The organism is Paenibacillus sp. ACRRX, assembly GCF_022346885.1.
Taxonomy (GTDB): domain Bacteria; phylum Bacillota; class Bacilli; order Paenibacillales; family Paenibacillaceae; genus Paenibacillus_B.
The window spans coordinates 423,221-439,212 of the sequence record NZ_JAKRNK010000004.1 but is presented as its reverse complement, the minus strand read 5'-3'; the positions used below and the strand labels follow the sequence as shown (position 1 = coordinate 439,212).

General features: G+C 44.0%; 17 protein-coding genes. 11 read left to right on the top strand and 6 right to left on the bottom strand.

Going from position 1 to position 15,992, the window contains the following annotated elements:
- Window positions 1-11 precede the first annotated feature (11 nt).
- Complete coding sequence (locus MH117_RS15085) at window positions 12-833, top strand: protein-glutamine gamma-glutamyltransferase (protein WP_239329647.1); 822 nt, start codon at window positions 12-14, stop codon at window positions 831-833.
- Between the two features lie 73 nt (window positions 834-906).
- Here the strand turns inward: MH117_RS15085 and udk are convergent, their stop codons facing one another.
- Together udk and MH117_RS15075 are read right to left on the bottom strand one after the other, a co-directional pair.
- The gene (udk, locus tag MH117_RS15080) at window positions 907-1,533 is read right to left on the bottom strand and encodes a uridine kinase (RefSeq protein WP_239329645.1); all 627 of its coding nucleotides are present in this window, start codon (window positions 1,531-1,533) and stop codon (window positions 907-909) included.
- Window positions 1,534-1,777: 244 nt separating this feature from the next.
- Window positions 1,778-2,371, bottom strand: coding sequence for a TetR/AcrR family transcriptional regulator (locus MH117_RS15075; protein ID WP_239329643.1), 594 nt, complete (start codon window positions 2,369-2,371; stop codon window positions 1,778-1,780).
- 353 nt (window positions 2,372-2,724) lie between these two features.
- Here MH117_RS15075 and MH117_RS15070 point away from each other — a divergent pair, with 353 nt between their 5' ends.
- From MH117_RS15070 to MH117_RS15050, 5 genes are all read left to right on the top strand, one after another.
- Window positions 2,725-3,933, top strand: coding sequence for an MFS transporter (locus MH117_RS15070; protein ID WP_239329641.1), 1,209 nt, complete (start codon window positions 2,725-2,727; stop codon window positions 3,931-3,933).
- A gap of 381 nt (window positions 3,934-4,314) precedes the next feature.
- A complete protein-coding gene (locus tag MH117_RS15065; protein ID WP_239329639.1) occupies window positions 4,315-5,679 on the top strand; it encodes an MFS transporter in 1,365 nt (454 codons plus the stop codon).
- A gap of 32 nt (window positions 5,680-5,711) precedes the next feature.
- Entirely contained in the window at window positions 5,712-6,953 is a 1,242-nt protein-coding gene (locus MH117_RS15060; RefSeq protein WP_239329637.1) for a macrolide family glycosyltransferase, read from the top strand.
- Window positions 6,954-7,068: 115 nt separating this feature from the next.
- Window positions 7,069-7,494 carry a MarR family winged helix-turn-helix transcriptional regulator gene (locus tag MH117_RS15055; RefSeq protein WP_239329634.1) on the top strand — a complete coding sequence of 142 codons (426 nt, stop codon included), beginning with the start codon at window positions 7,069-7,071 and terminating at the stop codon, window positions 7,492-7,494.
- 361 nt (window positions 7,495-7,855) lie between these two features.
- Window positions 7,856-8,713, top strand: coding sequence for an alpha/beta hydrolase (locus MH117_RS15050; protein ID WP_239329632.1), 858 nt, complete (start codon window positions 7,856-7,858; stop codon window positions 8,711-8,713).
- Between the two features lie 180 nt (window positions 8,714-8,893).
- Here the strand turns inward: MH117_RS15050 and MH117_RS15045 are convergent, their stop codons facing one another.
- From MH117_RS15045 to MH117_RS15035, 3 genes are all read right to left on the bottom strand, one after another.
- Window positions 8,894-9,958, bottom strand: coding sequence for a hypothetical protein (locus MH117_RS15045; protein WP_239329630.1), 1,065 nt, complete (start codon window positions 9,956-9,958; stop codon window positions 8,894-8,896).
- A 991-nt stretch (window positions 9,959-10,949) separates the two neighbouring features.
- Window positions 10,950-11,108, bottom strand: a complete 159-nt coding sequence (locus MH117_RS15040) for a hypothetical protein (protein WP_239329628.1) — start codon at window positions 11,106-11,108, stop codon at window positions 10,950-10,952.
- Window positions 11,109-11,132: 24 nt separating this feature from the next.
- Complete coding sequence (locus MH117_RS15035) at window positions 11,133-11,321, bottom strand: hypothetical protein (RefSeq protein ID WP_239329626.1); 189 nt, start codon at window positions 11,319-11,321, stop codon at window positions 11,133-11,135.
- A gap of 254 nt (window positions 11,322-11,575) precedes the next feature.
- Here MH117_RS15035 and MH117_RS15030 point away from each other — a divergent pair, with 254 nt between their 5' ends.
- The 4 genes from MH117_RS15030 (at window position 11,576) to MH117_RS15015 (ending at window position 14,438) form a co-directional block, all read left to right on the top strand.
- Window positions 11,576-12,058 (top strand): hypothetical protein, encoded by a 483-nt coding sequence (locus tag MH117_RS15030; RefSeq protein ID WP_239329624.1) that lies wholly within the window; start codon window positions 11,576-11,578, stop codon window positions 12,056-12,058.
- Window positions 12,059-12,161: 103 nt separating this feature from the next.
- Window positions 12,162-13,184, top strand: coding sequence for a peptidoglycan DD-metalloendopeptidase family protein (locus MH117_RS15025; protein WP_239329622.1), 1,023 nt, complete (start codon window positions 12,162-12,164; stop codon window positions 13,182-13,184).
- A gap of 271 nt (window positions 13,185-13,455) precedes the next feature.
- On the top strand, window positions 13,456-14,022 hold the full coding sequence (locus MH117_RS15020; RefSeq protein WP_239329620.1) for a TetR/AcrR family transcriptional regulator: 567 nt from the start codon (window positions 13,456-13,458) through the stop codon (window positions 14,020-14,022).
- Window positions 14,019-14,438 (top strand): DUF3995 domain-containing protein, encoded by a 420-nt coding sequence (locus tag MH117_RS15015; RefSeq protein ID WP_239329618.1) that lies wholly within the window; start codon window positions 14,019-14,021, stop codon window positions 14,436-14,438. Before MH117_RS15020 ends, MH117_RS15015 begins: the two co-directional genes overlap by 4 nt.
- Window positions 14,439-14,569: 131 nt before the next feature.
- On the opposite strand, the gene MH117_RS15010 is transcribed toward MH117_RS15015, so the two are convergent.
- Window positions 14,570-14,986: an Lrp/AsnC family transcriptional regulator gene (locus MH117_RS15010; RefSeq protein ID WP_239329616.1), complete on the bottom strand. Its 417-nt coding sequence runs from the start codon at window positions 14,984-14,986 to the stop codon at window positions 14,570-14,572.
- 121 nt (window positions 14,987-15,107) lie between these two features.
- On the opposite strand from MH117_RS15010, the gene MH117_RS15005 reads away from it, so the two are divergent.
- Window positions 15,108-15,866: an MBL fold metallo-hydrolase gene (locus tag MH117_RS15005; RefSeq protein WP_239329614.1), complete on the top strand. Its 759-nt coding sequence runs from the start codon at window positions 15,108-15,110 to the stop codon at window positions 15,864-15,866.
- Window positions 15,867-15,992: the final 126 nt, after the last annotated feature.

Here is a 15,992-nt window from a genome sequence, read left to right as displayed (position 1 = left end):
TGGGATAAGTAATGATTCAGATCTCGGAGTTGCATTCGAAACCGATAAGTACGCTAAAGCTATCTGAATTCGAACAAGGAATACTGGCACAGAAGGAACGAAGTCCAGAGACCTATTATTATAATTCGCTCGAAGCTTTGGACTTTGAATTGAAGATGCGTACGAGTATAGTAGAAGCTGCCACAGCTTTAAACTTTAGTGGTGTTGATTTTGCAGTATTTGAACGTTCGCGATGCAACGAGCAGTTTTGGGTGCGAGCAGAGAACGGCGGGTTTCAACTTAGACCGGATGTATTGCCCTCAGACGCAATCAATGATATTTTTCAGCAGGGCAAGCTTTATGCATTTGAATGTTCAGCGGCGATCGTAATTATTCTTTATAAGGCCACTCTTGATATGATTAAGAAGGAGGCCTTTAATGCCTACTTTCAGGATCTGTTCATTTGGGATTGGAATTATGATAGCGATTTAAAGCTTGTAGCTAAACGTACTAGTCGTGAAGTATATCCAGGAGATATTCTCTATTTCAAGAATCCTGATCATGACCCACAATTTCCGGAATGGCAGGGAGAGAACGTCATTTTATTGGCTAATGATCTCTATTACGGGCATGGTATCGGAATTAGATCAAAACAGGCGATCATTGACGCCTTAAACAAAGCCAGGGCACCGGGAAGCACCACATCGGCGTTTTTGACAGAGGATGTCATTCATCCGGACTTTGAGTATTTACGAGGGTTAGCGATCAAAGATCATTTTCCAATGTGGGGTAACCGCGAGGGGGGAACGGTGGTGGTTGCTAAAATAGGGAATAAAGTTTATGTTGCAAAATGAAGGTGCTCATACGACTTCAATGCATTCATAAAAAGGCAAGCGCGATAAAATGCGGTTGCCTTTTTATATTGTTCTATGTGGATTTCCAGTCGCAAGTCAAATATTTCTCCGTCATCGAGGTTAGCATTTGAATACCAACTTCGTTCTGGCCGCCTTCCGGGATAATGATATCTGCATATTTCTTAGAAGGCTCAATAAAGGCTTCATGCATAGGCTTAACCGAATTTAAATATTGATTATGAATCGATTGAATCGTCCGACCACGTTCCTCAATATCTCGCAGCACACGTCGGAGTATACGAACGTCTGGATCAGTATCTACGAACACCTTGATGTCGAGGCACTGACGCAGCTGCTCGTCCGATAGGACATGCAGCCCTTCCAGAATGACAATGTTGTAGGGCTTCAGCTCTATAACTTCGCTAGAACGCGCATGCAGGGTAAAGTCATATACGGGTGCTAAAGCAGTCTGGCCTTCTTTAAGTATTTGAAGGTGTTCCATCAGCAACGTGTTATCAAACACGAGTGGATGGTCGTAATTAAGCGACTCACGCTCGGCAAAGCTGAGATTTGGATATTCCTTATAGTAGTTATCTTGAGAGATAAACGTTACTTTGTCTGTCCCCAGACGGTCAATGACGGCTTTGGCGACCGTTGATTTCCCCGATCCGGTGCCGCCGGCGATACCGATAATTAGCATGGTAATGAAATAAACCTCCCTAAGATGACAGATGCAATTATGTATTTTAGCACAGCTTTCACAATTTTTCATCTCGATCAAGCAGTGATTTGCCCAATCACGAGTGATTTGTGGTTATAAATGAAGAGATATTGATTGAGTAAGGCTATCGTACAGACCAGATTATTAAGCTATCCCCTAAAGAGGTGGAAGATATACGCCATACGATGATTGTTAAATTAGAATCGATGACAGATCAAATGAATTACTTATCCAGCAGCAGCCCGCTTAATACAATGGAAAGGCTGTGTAAACTTGTTGCCAAGCCTGCCTCTGCATCCTTGCAGCTTGCAATCCAGAAAGCGGTATCCACCAGTCCCCCGTTCAGGAGCCTTGCTAATGACTCGCTGTCCGTCCTTACAATAACCTTCTCGTCCATCAACTGTTGAAGCATATGGGCCATGGAAGCTAGGCAGTGTGATTGGGATGATTGAGAATATGCGTTACCCAGCACCGAGGGTGCATCCCTAAGCACGATTCGTTGAATTTCTGGTTCGAGCGCCATGGCAAGGTAAGCGCGGCAGCGACCGACAAAGCCCTCCCAATGCCCAACTGCTGCATCTGAAATTTGTTCCAATCTCACATCCATTTCAACATCCAATTCTTTGACTACAGCTTGCAGCAGACCTTTTTTGTCGCCAAAGTGATGATAAAGCGCACCGCGTGTCAGCCCCACGGAAGCAGTAAGGTCATCCATAGATGTGTCTGCATAACCGATCGTGCCAAATGCTTGTCTGCCCGCACTCAATAATTTGGTGCGTGTTTCTTCAATCATTTCTGCTCTTGCTTTTCGAGCCATTCAGATTCCTGCTTCCATACGTATTTGTTGTATAGTGTTATCTTCTCTGCTATATCCGCTGATCGTGCACAAGGAGGTAACGAGAAAAGGTTATCAGGTATGTTGATTAGTCGCATTATAATACCTCACAGAAAAGTATGAACGCAAATGTTGATCAAGAAATAGTAATTGACATACGAATCGTATGTATATATAGTATTTCACATACGACGTGTATGTCAATGTGGATGATCTCGACGCTAGGCGCAGAAATTGTCTTAGTTCTAGTACTGTTCTGCGCGCAGTGAGTTAGTATGAAGTAACCAAGGCAGGGAAAGTTGTGTGCTGGTTTAACTTTTGAATGGAGGTGTCGTATGTTTAAATTATACCGTGAGATATTTAATGCTCCTGGTGCAAAGGGATTCTCTGCAGCAGGCTTTATTGCCAGAATGCCAATCTCGATGATGGGGATTGGCATCGTTACGATGCTGTCGCAGATGCGCGGTGAATACGGGCTTGCTGGTGCTGTTGCAGCTACGTTTGCGTTGTCGTCAGCTTTGATCGCTCCTCATATCTCACGTATGGTAGACCGATTGGGGCAATCCCGAGTGCTGCTCCCATCCGCGGGAATTAGCGTGGTATCGATTATTTCCTTGCTCTTATGTACAAGATACGAAGCACCCGTCTGGACGCTGTTCCTATTTGCATTGCTAGCAGGGTGTATGCCTAGTATGTCGGCCATGGTTCGTGCACGTTGGACGGAGTTGTATCGTGGTTCTCCTATGCTGCATACTGCTTTTTCTTTTGAGTCTGTTGTAGATGAGCTTTGTTTTATTATAGGTCCTGTCATTTCTGTTGGACTAAGTATTATGTTCTTTCCTGAAGCGGGTCCGCTATTATCGTGTATTTTCTTATTGATAGGGGTAGTCTTATTTACGATGCAAAGGAGTACAGAGCCTACTGTTCGTCCCCTTAGCTTGAAGAGTGCAGGTACTGTAATTAAGATTGGTTCATTACGGCTGTTGGCATTCACGCTTGTTGCTGTGGGTACCATATTTGGCACAATAGACGTCGTTAGTGTAGCCTTTGCAGAAAGTCAGGGGAACACAGTGGCGGCTAGTTATGTGCTGTCCATTTACGCGATCGGCTCCTGTTTGGCAGGTTTGGTGTTCGGTACGCTTAAATTAAGGACACCGCTATACCGTCAATTTCTAATAACGGTTGCGGTGGCGATGGTAACGATGATCCCGCTGATCTTCGTAGACAGCATAGTCAAGCTTGCATTCGTTGTATTTTTCGCCGGTATGTCTGTGGCTCCTACTATGATTGTTACGATGGGACTAGTGGAGAAAATCGTCCCCGAGTCGCAATTAACGGAAGGTATGACTTGGGCCATTACAGGGCTCGGTGTCGGGGTTGCTCTAGGATCAGCAGCGGGGGGATGGGTTGTCGATGGTTTTGGCGAACGAATGGGGTTTAGCGTTGCAATAGCAGCAGGCGTGATTGCTTTAGCAATTGTAGGAATAGGGTACAAATCCCTTCAGTCAGCCTATTATCACGCGATTAGTAGTTCCAATAAATAACGTTCTATCCATTTTTAATTAAGACGAGCTTTCTCTAATCATCTTACGCTCGATTCCATAACGAGTTGACGAACTGCTTTGTTAAGGCAAGCAATAGAAGATGATGTTCTTTTTAAGGAAGAGGTATTATCCAATTTCAGGAGATTAATGGTGTTGACACTGTTAATGGTCATGGATATAATAGTCATAGCAACTAATAGGAGTTAACGGGCAGCGTAACCAATTTATTGAGAATAAGTTTGGGGAGTTGCCTTTATTACGCTCGATAGTTGTTATGACTAGTATTGTTATAACAAATAATAATTTTTTAGGAGGTGGTTAGAGACAAACTCAACAATAAGCATTTTCAGCCCGCCTTACAGGTCACTAACGATTGGCATCATGTTGATTTTGACGACTGTAGCGTTTGAAGGATTGGCTATTACAACCATTGCACCTGCATTGGCGCAGAGCTTGCAAGGTATTCATTTGTATGGCTGGATATTTAGCGCGTTTCTGCTGTCACAAATCATTGGCACGATGGTTATAGGCCAACAGCTCGACAAGCACGGTGTCTTACGTTCTATTTTATTATCTTTCACGATTTTTATTATTGGCATTGTGATTGCTGCAACTGCCTTCCATATGTACATGATGATTGCAGGCAGAGCTTTGCAAGGATTTGGGGCAGGTGCCCTCAGTACATGTGTGTACTACAGCGTAACACTGCGATATCCTGATGCCCTTCGCACAAAGATATTAGCTGCGTTTTCAATGGCCTTTGTCATCCCCGCATTAATCGGACCCTATGTAGCAGGACTTATTGCTGCTTATGTATCATGGAGATGGGTGTTCTGGATTGTGCTGCCGCTAATTGCTCTCGCTCTAAGCTTGACGCTCCCTTCATTTCGTAATTTATCTGGTAATGGATCAACAACTCCTCGAGGGAGTAAAAAAGAAATATATGCGATCTTACTCGCCCTTGGCACAGGTTTACTGTTAACTGGCTTAGGCGGGATTATCAATTGGTGGGGCATTGTACTCACGGTGGCTGGTGTATTTATGATGATTCAGCCATTGCGGATGCTGCTTCCGGAAGGCACGTTTAAGGTTAAGCAGGGCTTGCCAGCAACGATGGTTACGAGAGCATTGTATGTGGCTTGTTACTTTGCGACGGAAAGTTACGTTGTTTTGGCCCTTACACAAGTGAAGGGATTATCAGAGGAAGTGGCGGGTCTCATTGTTGCTGCGGGAGCTTTAAGTTGGTCAACAGCTGCATGGGTACAATCCAAACTTGACGAAAGAGACCTTGGTCGCGGTCGGAGAAGCAGGGTGACGTATGGCATCGGTATTATGATCGTTGGGGTCATATTTGTGATCATGGCGGTCGGATTACCAAGCGGAGGGATTGTTCTCGCCTTGACGTCGCAGATCATTATTGGATTTGGCGTCGGGTTGGCTAACCCTACTACTGGGGCAATTGCTTTGCAGTACGCTCAGGCAGGGAAGGAAGGCGAAGTGTCTGCGACACTGCAATTTGTCGACTCTTTTAGTATTGGACTAAGCATAGGTTTAAGCGGTGCACTTATTGCTTTAAGTGAGACGTTCCAATGGGGTATCTTGGCGGGCGTCTTAATAGCTTTGTCGCTCCAGCTATGCTTTGTGCTATTAAGCTTGCTGGCATCGTTCCGTATTACGACACGAAGTGCCGAGGGTAAGCAATCCTATGAAGAGGCTCGGAGTTCGAGTACACCCAATTCTATGTAAGGAAAAGACGACATTTATCGGAGGTGGAGAAGATGGCACGTGTGTTAGTTGTAATGATGCCTGCGGAGGGACATGTTAACCCATCTTTAGGTTTGGTTAAGCAATTGGTGGATAGCGGTGAGGAAGTCATTTACGCTTGTACTGAAGAATTCCGTACTCGTGTAGAACAGACGGGTGCCAAATTCATAACGTTCCATTTTGACAGACAGGCCTTTTCAGACGACCCGGATTTAAAGCCAATTGAGTTTAAGCATCCCAACCAATTTATCTACATGATACTTAGAGGACTTGTTGAACGAATGGTTCCACATGTGCTGGACGCCGTTGAGCAGGGCGAATATGACTATATGATATACGATTCTTTAATGGGATGGGGAGGGCAGGTTGTTTCTGAAAGACTAGGTATACCAGCGGCATGCTCGATAGCTTCCTTCGCTTTTGCTGAGCCCTTAGGATTAAGTAAAGGATCTTATGAAGACACCGAGGAAATGAAGCAGCTTTATAGTGTAATCGAGGAGCTGTCTCAGCAGTTAGCTACCAAGTTTCAGGTGGCCACTCCACCAGTGGATGAAATCGTCAAGCATTTTGGGCAAATTAAGATTGTGTATACGAGCAGGTATTTCCAACCGCAGGTGGATAAGCTGGATGACAGCTTTGTATTCACAGGTCCCTCCATCGTCCCTCGTGCAGATGCTCCAACATTTTCATTCGAAACTTCCCACGAACAGTACAAGCATACCGTTTACATTTCGATGGGCACCATATTAAATAGAGACCTTAACTTTTACAAGTTATGTTTCTCGGCCTTTCAAGAGTTGCCGATTCAATTTATTTTATCTTCAGGCAAAGATACGGATTTGACATCGGTGGCTGATCTTATCCCAGACAATTTTATTGTAAGACCATACATTCCACAGTTAGAGGTGCTGCAGCAGGTAGATGCTTTTATAACCCATGCTGGCATGAACAGCACAAGTGAGGCTTTGTATTTTAATGTGCCTTTAGTAACTATTCCACTAACTTCTGACCAGCCAATGGTGGCTAGGCGAGTACAGGAACTTGGGGCCGGTGTGGTTGTGGATAAGCGGGAGCTTACACCGGAGAGCTTGAAAGCCGCATTGTTAGAGGTTCTGCACGATCCATCTTACAGGCAGCAGGCTCACGTGATAGGGGAGACATTACGTCAAGCTGGCGGGTATAAGCAGGCTGCGATCGAAGTCATGAATCGTATGGGCGGATCACGACTTCGCACGGTCTCTTCCACTCAAGAATAGCTGTAGTACCACTGCCATAAGCAATTTGGGCCATCTCCCTTCATTGACACGATACAGGTTGATACCTATAATGGTCGTAGCAACTATTATTAGTTTATGAATTCGGGGGCTCACATTGGAATTAGAAAAGTATATCGGTGTTATTGTCCATCGGGCAGATTTAAAGCTTAACAATTATTATCAGAAGGTAGTTAATCCCTTTGACATTACCGTTGATCAATGGGAAATACTAGTTGTGTTATGGGAAAATGAAGGGATTACCCAGAAGGAACTTGCGGAACGATTGTGCAAAGATCAGACTAATATTGCACGTATGCTGTTTAAACTAGAGAAAAAGAGTTTTATTTATCGGGTCACGCATGAGACGGATCGTAGATCTTTACGCGTGTATTTAACCGATAAAGGAAGAGACGTCAAAGAAGAGATTCTTGCTCCTTCTATAGAAGCATATCAGAAAACGATTGAAGGACTGTCGGAAGAAGAGGTGGAGACTTTTAGACGAATCCTTTCCGTCATGTATAACAATGTCAAAGATTTATAAGCTGAACAAGAATGTAGACGAGAATGATGGGTAAACATGCCGCTCATAAGGTTATTTTGCTCGTTACTATCATGTGCTCCCCTTGTGGCAGGCCATGTAAAGTCATCGCTTGTGGATGGACTTTCAGGTATTGCCCAAGGGGATTATTTGTCGTGATAGAAATTGTTGGCACAATGAAATGTCGGGTCCATAACAGGAGAACTCGTATAGAAGGAGAGGATGAGCTAAAGGAAACTGAGGAAACTGATCACGGAAATTTGTCCATGCGTAGAACAGAATAACGTCCATGGTGACCGCACTGCACATTATCATATAATCATTTAATAGTGAGAACTATTTTCAATGGGGAGGAAATGAAGATATGCCTTACGAGACAAGCATAGAAGGCGCACAGGCTGTTGAAGGCAATAAGCGAGTCCCTGTGCAGATTCCAGGCTCTGAGCAGTGGTTTGTTCGCTCGCGAGCAGAGAATCGTAAGTATCATATTCAAGTGGCAGTGCCCGCCGAGGGGCCTCCTGCTGCCGGTTATCCTGTCATTTATATGCTTGACGGCAATTCTGTATTTTGCACGATGGTGGAGACGGCAAGATTACAAGGCCGTAATCCGGATAAGAGCGGCGTGATCCCTGCAATTGTAGTCGGCATCGGATATGAAACGGAAGGACCTTTCTCTCCAGAACGCTACTGTGATTATACGATTGCCGGTACGAGTCCTTACAACCTTAAAGCGGATGGAACGAAGCCGTATAAAGAGGGAGGGGCCGCAGCCTTTCTGCAGTTTATTGCAGAGGAGCTTTTGCCCGATATTCAAGAGCGATACCAAGTAGATGCCTCGAGACAATCGATATTTGGGCATTCTCTAGGTGGATTGTTTGTTCTTTATGCGATGTTTGCGAAGCCAGGATTGTTCGAAAATTATTTGTCGGGCAGTCCGTCCGTTCATTGGAATGAGGCAGAGTTTCTCGCACATGAGCAGCAATTTACGGCTGATCTGGCACAAAGCGAGCATCACATTAGGCTATTGATTGGAGCAGGTGAGAATGAGAAAGGGCATTTTACGGGTCATATTGAAAAGGTAAATGCTTTTGCCCAACGTTTATCTGGTCTGTCGTATCCACACTTTCAAGTGGAGTTCAAAGAGTTTGAGGGAGAGGGACATATTTCGGTGCTGCCTGTATTTATTAATCGCTCCTTACGGTTTGCCCTTAGACCTGAATAAAAAAGGGATAGTTAGCTGTGGTTAGAAGGACGTCTACAATGGACGTCCTCTAACTATTCTTCGGCTGCATCAAGGATGTTGCAGATTGCAACATCCACTCCATCGGTATGCTCGAACCAGCCAACCCATGAGAAACTTTAAATGATAGCGCTTATCATTTGTCATATGGGAAACAAGTTGTTAATGATGAGGAGTGCTCGCTGGACTTGTATTAGCTGCATGTGGAATGGAGTGATTTGTAATTACCGAATGATTTTGTACGACAAATCCATTGGCAGGCTGCCCCATCCAGACGTAAACGAGCATCATGCCGAACAACATCACGCAGAAGTTTACGGCAACGAAGGTGTAACGCAGTTTTGATGTTTGCTTAAACTCGAACAAAATCTTCCTATCCTCTCGTCCAACGATCAAGAAAATAATCAACAATGTATGGACGACAGTGTGTCCAACGATCTCTGTGAAGCCAAACACGGTGGTTGTGGCCAGAAAGACTCCCGTTAGCAGCAATGCTGTAAATCGATTCATAAGTCCGACGATAAACGCCCACGCAAGACCCATCTCGATAAAAGCACTAATTAGCACGAAGTCTTCCACGGTAAAACCGAGCGTTGGCAAACCATACTCATGCATTAAAGAACAAGCAAGCTTAGCTAGTGTCATCTTCTCCATAGCGAGCCAAGCGAGAGAGAGTCCTGTACAAATATAGAGCACAGGAATTGCCGTTCGATACCATCTGGTTTCAGCTACAAACAAATAATACATAATGCCGAGATAGAACATATAATCCAGTGCATGGAACAGACCATAAGTAGTAAGCGCTTTAATATATAGGGTAGTCAGTGCTGCTCCACTAACGAAGAGGCTCTTCCGATGCAGGAGTCCAAGGATCGCCACTACAAGTACCGCATATACCCACCAATCGTTGGATACGAGCGTAGGAGCAAGATAAGTTCCGGTAAATAGTTGCAAGATAAGTCCAAGTCCCAGGCCGACACGAAGGACAAGTTGTTGAAAGCGCTTTAAACTATTGAGTGAAGAATGTACCTTGCGAACGATACCAATACGATCAATAGACTCATTAAAGATTGCAGTCAGGAGAAGCACTGCTACAGTAAAGCAAAGCCAGAACAAAAATGTAGGGGTTATCACTTTGTTGATTGCTTGAGGCGTCCACTCTTGGTCAGTAGTAAACCATTTGACATGCATGTACAGCTTTTGCCACATTGGCAATCCTTGATACATTATCCTTACCTCCTTTGCATGCGCGAGACGTCGATATGCCCTCAATACCTCTGTTCAGGTTGCAAGAAATGGCTGCGTTTGCGTAATCTTGGGAGATGCAGGAATGGTCTCAACATGGTGGATGTGCAAAAATTTCAGGTAGGCATTTCTGATGAGGATACACATTAGACTTGTGAGTAAATGAGATGTTCCTTAACTTAGGTAAGTAGTCCGCAGAAAGAAGCAAGTTCTTGTATGTACGGAGAAGTTGGTGGTCATTCGAAAATTTACGCAGGTTGTTCGTTCATAATCTTTAGCAATTTTTTAGTTTTCATTTATATTACCACAATTTAGCCAACATGCCAGTGAAAAATGTGTCGAACAATGTCGAATGTTAAATATTTTTAACTATTTTTAAAAAACAGGTAAAAAAGACTACTCGCCGTTCTTATCGGTGCAGTGATGCATCAAAACGAAAAATGGACGGAATACCGATCGTTTAAAGAGGCACAGTTTCATAATTTTATATGTATGAAATAGGGAGCCCATTCGAAGAAGCTGGTGTAGAAGATGGAAAATGAGGCAAAGGGAGCGGACAGCAGATACCTTCTTGTGGGCGTTAACAATCGGCGCATGCTTTATGGGGGAATAAGCTTCTACCGTTGAAATCTTTACCGGGTCTATAGCCTAATACCTAGATGAGTTATGGTTATCGATCACCAAGCTGCTGATTGGATTGATATTAGTAGTACTTATTACACTGCTGCTGTCCTATTTACCTTGATGTTAAGGGGGTTAGTTCCATAGTGTTCTGCCATGCTATAACCGTAAGCTGTACCTCTGTTTTTTGCAGTGCCGATCACCTTATTGTTATGCCTAATTGGCAATATCGTTTAGTGACTTTGAGCTCGCAGTGTAGGAAGAGGCAAATAATCACATTAGTAAGCTAAAAATATCGACGAAGACATCCGGATGAAGGATGTCTTCTTTTCAATTTAATACCTTACGACATTTACTTTTTAGGTCTAATATCTGTTCTTACTACACCTACATCTGATGCATTTATCGCAAATGCATTTCCACCTTGACCTGTGCTTGCGCTAGCCGACTGTTTGACATTTACACGGTTAGAACCTTCCCTGGTACGCGTTTTTCTTTGGACTTTGGACATCTTTCTTCACTCCTTACTACAATATTAACCTTGCAAATACCGCTTCTTTCTCCTTTTCTGAATAGCTTTAAAAATTTTTAAATTAATGGCATTACTAGCCAATGCATTCCCGTGAACGGCTTTTGCAGTTGCTGACTGGTATATTTTAATGACAAGGTACTTGTTTTTGCCAACACGGTATTTAAATGTTTTTACTTTTGATTGCTGGAGCATCACGTATTGTCTCCTTTTGTACTGACTGTACAGTTATGATATTCATAAAAAAGGGACAGGGGGCGGCGAATGCTCGAGGGTTTTAGCTGAAATTCAAGGACAGCAATGTATATATGTGGGGCGAGTCCTTGTAGAAGAGCGATGCCTCATCAATCAGGTTACTGACAGCCAAGAAGCAGTTCTACAGAATGTAGGTGAGCTTTGAGGCTATGGTATAATACACGGTATTAATCTAGTTACATGGAGGAACGTACATGCTCAGCTTTGAACAAAAATCGGCGATAGCGGATTCATTCCCTGAATTGCAGCGGAAGTCAGTATCACTTGGACGTATGAATTATCATTATGAGCAAAGTGTTTACGATAAGAAGACAGTGGTGTACCATCTGCATCCAAATGGCAATGGATTTGTTTATGCCGGCCATATCAAAGGCTATGCTACAGACGACAAAGGCATGGTAAATATTCGTGACTTAAGCGCAGATGAATTGAGGACGCTGATCACAAATTCGATCCGCTCGCTGGCTGGCACGCCATCAACACCAGCAGAACCGGTTGTACAAACTACAGAAGAACGGTGGCTGGATGCTGATAAGCATATGCTTACCCTATGTTTTGAAGATGAAGACCAGATGTGGTATGTCTATGCAGGTTTAAATCTAGACACGGTATTTGAAACATATGAGGAAGCGGTTGACTATTTGCAGGAGGAAGGCTTTACACGAGTGAACAGTTAAGTTGTTTCAGATCGAATTAAGGTTCCGTTAAACTTCCGTTTCATACCCGATAAACTACGTCGTCTACACTCCTTATATAGACATAAAAGGAGTGATGGATTGTATGAATAATCGAACAATGAAACGGAATATCGTTCTCTTAAGTTTGATTTGTGCCTTATCTGCCGGCTCAATGACAGTTTTTGCAGGAGCGTCCAACACTACGAATTCCGGCTCACCAGCAAAAGCGTCTACACAACAAAATAAAGCCGTACCAAGCAAACCAGCTTTATTTACACCCGACCAACTGCCAAAGCTGCTGCTGCAAGAGAAATACGAGCGTATTTATAAACAACTTAGCGCGGCATTAAAAAAACAGATTCCGTTAAATGAGTTTAAGAAAGTTGGTATCCCGTTCCATAAAGGCGCTGGATCTTACAAACTGTCTTCTAAGTTGCCAGTGAACGGTCTCCAAAGATATGCGTGGGTGAGCAGCAAAGGTGATAAAGGTGTAGAGGCTATCTTTGACAGCAAGCACACCATTCACAGTATTTTGTTTAAGCCGTTACAAAAATATCCGCAGACTGATGCTAAGCGTACAAAAACGAAGTTCCAACTGCCCTTCCATGGCAATTGGTTCACCTTTTGGGGCGGAACGAATGCTTTGGTTAACTATCATTACGAACATGAAACGCAGCGCTATGCCTATGACATTGTGATGGAGAAGAACGGGTACAGCTATAAGGGCGATGTTTCGAAAAATGAAAGTTATTATGCTTTTGGCCAACCGATTTTAGCTGCTGCTGGAGGTAAAGTTGTGGCGGTTGTAAATGATATAGCGGACAATGTGCCTGTAGGTGTAATGAACAGTGCACAGCCTGCTGGCAATCATGTGATCATTGATCATGGCAACGGAGAATTCAGCTTCTACGCACATCTACAAAAAGGTTCAGCGCTTGTGCAGGTGGGGGACGTCGTGAAGGCCGGTGATGATCTTGGAAAATGCGGGAACTCAGGCAATTCCAGCGAAGCGCACCTTCATTTCCAAGTGTCGGACGGAGTTGATCTGTTTACCTCCAAATCAATCCGTGTCCAGTGGAAAGACGCAGATGATTACGTGCAAGGAACGACGATAAAAGCACCTTAAGCGACATGTAATTCGCAGGGATTTTCTATAATTTAAGACATCTGATGAGATTCAGAGCGCTCTATAGAAGAGCAGAAGAACCTTCTGACCCACAAATTTTGTGGAATAGGAGGTTCTTTTTTATGAGCATAAAGTGTTTGCACAGCTTAATCGCGATTGCCATCCATCATCAAGTCGTATTCGTACACATGTCTTGAAAATGACATCCCGCAGAGATATAATGGAAATAAATGATATGTACGGTGGCGTACAGAAAAGGAATGGCTCAGATATGCCTAAGATAGTTGTGACAAAAGAGGAATGGATTGAGAAAGGAATCGGTAATTTTGCGGTAGGGGGAGCCGATGCTTTGTTGATTGAGAAGATGGCCAGAGAGTTGGGATGCAGCAAAAGCAGCTTCTACTGGTACTTTGGTGATCGAGAGCAGTTTATCAGGTGTCTCGTTGATGAGTGGGTACGTCGAGCCACCTATGAGGTCATGCAGTGTAGTCTAATGGAGCAGAGTGTGGATGCTCGAATTAAAGTACTGTTGACGTCGATGTTTTCAACCCATACAGGGAAGGATTTTGTCTACTATTTGCGGAGAATGGGACAAGAGAATTTTCAATATCGTGACTTGTTGGAAAAGGTTGAGAACGATCGAATAGACTTTATGACTTCTCTGTTAGTGGAACGTGGCTTTCCACAGGAAAAGGCAATTTCGCTGGCGACGGTGATCTACCATTTTTACTTGGGGTGGTATGAGCGTAATAAGTATCTTGGGCCTACTGCGAATGCGGATCAGCTAACTGCATTATTGTGGGAGTACGTGATTCAGACAGAAGGAGGGATTGAATGATTGCGATACTATCATTATCTGTAAGTTGTGTGCTGCTGGGATTGAGTGTCCTGCACGTATATTGGATGTTGGGCGGGCGATGGGGGATCGAGGCAGTGATCCCGGTTCGAGGAAATAAACGATTATTTACGCCAGGTAAGATAGGTACGTTAGGGGTAGCAGCCATGCTTGCTTTTGCTGCTGCTATTATAATGGGTATCGGTGGATTAACGGAGCCTCTGCTGCCTGGCTGGGTGTATCAGTGGGGCGGTTGGGTAATATTTGGTGTGTTCCTACTGCGAGCAATCGGAGAGTTCCGTTGGGTAGGATTTTTCAAGACAGAGAAAGGAACGCTGTTTGCCAGGTGGGATACCAGGGTCTTCTCGCCGTTATGCTTCCTGCTGGCTGCTGCGGTGCTTACTGTGTTAATTATCTGATAAGGTGCTCTATGAAATGTGCGCTAGTGCTATCATCTCACCATAGAAATAGGTATCAAAGCAGCAGAGCCCGCAGATCCTTTCTAACGGGCTTCCGTCATCAAGATGTATCAAGAGGGGGGACCCTGCTCCTATATACTTTGATTGATCACGATCGACAGCTTATAATTGACGAATCGATTTAACGCAACTAAGAAATGATCCAAATCTTCGTTGGAGGCGAACCTGCACTCCAGCATGTAGCAGCCTTCGCCGCTAATTTTATAGTTGGCAATCACATGGGGTGACTGCGCGGCAATAAAGGATAAGTAGGGACGATGATCAAACTCTTTTGTATAGATATTAATAAAGGTGTGGACCGGATAACCGGTTTTAATTTCATCAAGCTGCACGGTATATTGTTTAATAATGCCTTCTTCCTCTAGCTTTGATACTCGATTTGCGGTCGCCTGCCCAGTCATATGAATCTTCTGCCCCAGCTCTTTCATGGAAATGCGGCTGTTCAGTTTAAGCTCCTTCAAGATTTGTTTGTCTGTATGATCCAGCATTCATCACAACCTCTTTCATTAATCAAGTGCTGCATATCGTATTCTTGATCCTATCTATGTCCAAATAGGCTGCTTACATTTTATCCTATAGAAGGAGACAGATAAAGGAGGAGATCAGATTATGAACATTACCCAAATTCGCAATGCGACGCTGCGGGTCCAATTTGGAGGCGTTGAATTTCTTATAGATCCTTTTCTAGCGGAAAAAGGAGCCTATCCTTCATTTCCGAACACGCCAAATGCAGATAAACACAATCCTCTCGTTGAACTGCCAGTGGCAGCGGAGGAGATCGTGAAAGCTGACGTGACGATAGTTACGCACCTACATCTAGATCATTTTGACGATGCTGCTAAAAGACTTTTGCCAAAGCAAATGCGTATTCTTGCGCAATCTGAGCAGGATGCAGCATCAATCAGAGCCGATGGCTTCCAGCAAGTAGAGGCAGTAGGTGAGAGTACTTATGTGGGTGACGTCCGGATTCAACTTACGAATGGACAGCATGGTACCGGTGAGATTGGACAGCTTATGGGGAAAGTATCAGGCTTGGTGCTGACACATCCTAATGAGCATACGTTATATATAGCGGGGGATACGATCTGGTGCAATGACGTAGAGGCGGCGATACAGGAGCATCAGCCGGGAGTTATCGTGGTAAACGGCGGAGCAGCGCAGTTTCTGCAAGGTGATCCAATCCTGATGACCAAGGAAGATATTCATCGCACGCATCAGGCGGCTCCTGAAGCTCTGATGGTCGTATCTCATATGGAATCGGTCAATCATTGTCTGCTAACTAGAACAGAATTAAGAAGCTTTCTCCAAGAGAAAGGGCTGACATCATACATTCGCGTACCGGAAGATGGAGAGAGCTTATCATTTTAAGACGTAATTTGCTGGCCATAATGCCTACTCGTATATGGAAGCTGTCGAGAATTTCTCGACAGCTATTTGTATGTTAAAGAGTCATCCTCAATTCAAGAATATGAATTATGGCGCTGCTCCATTATA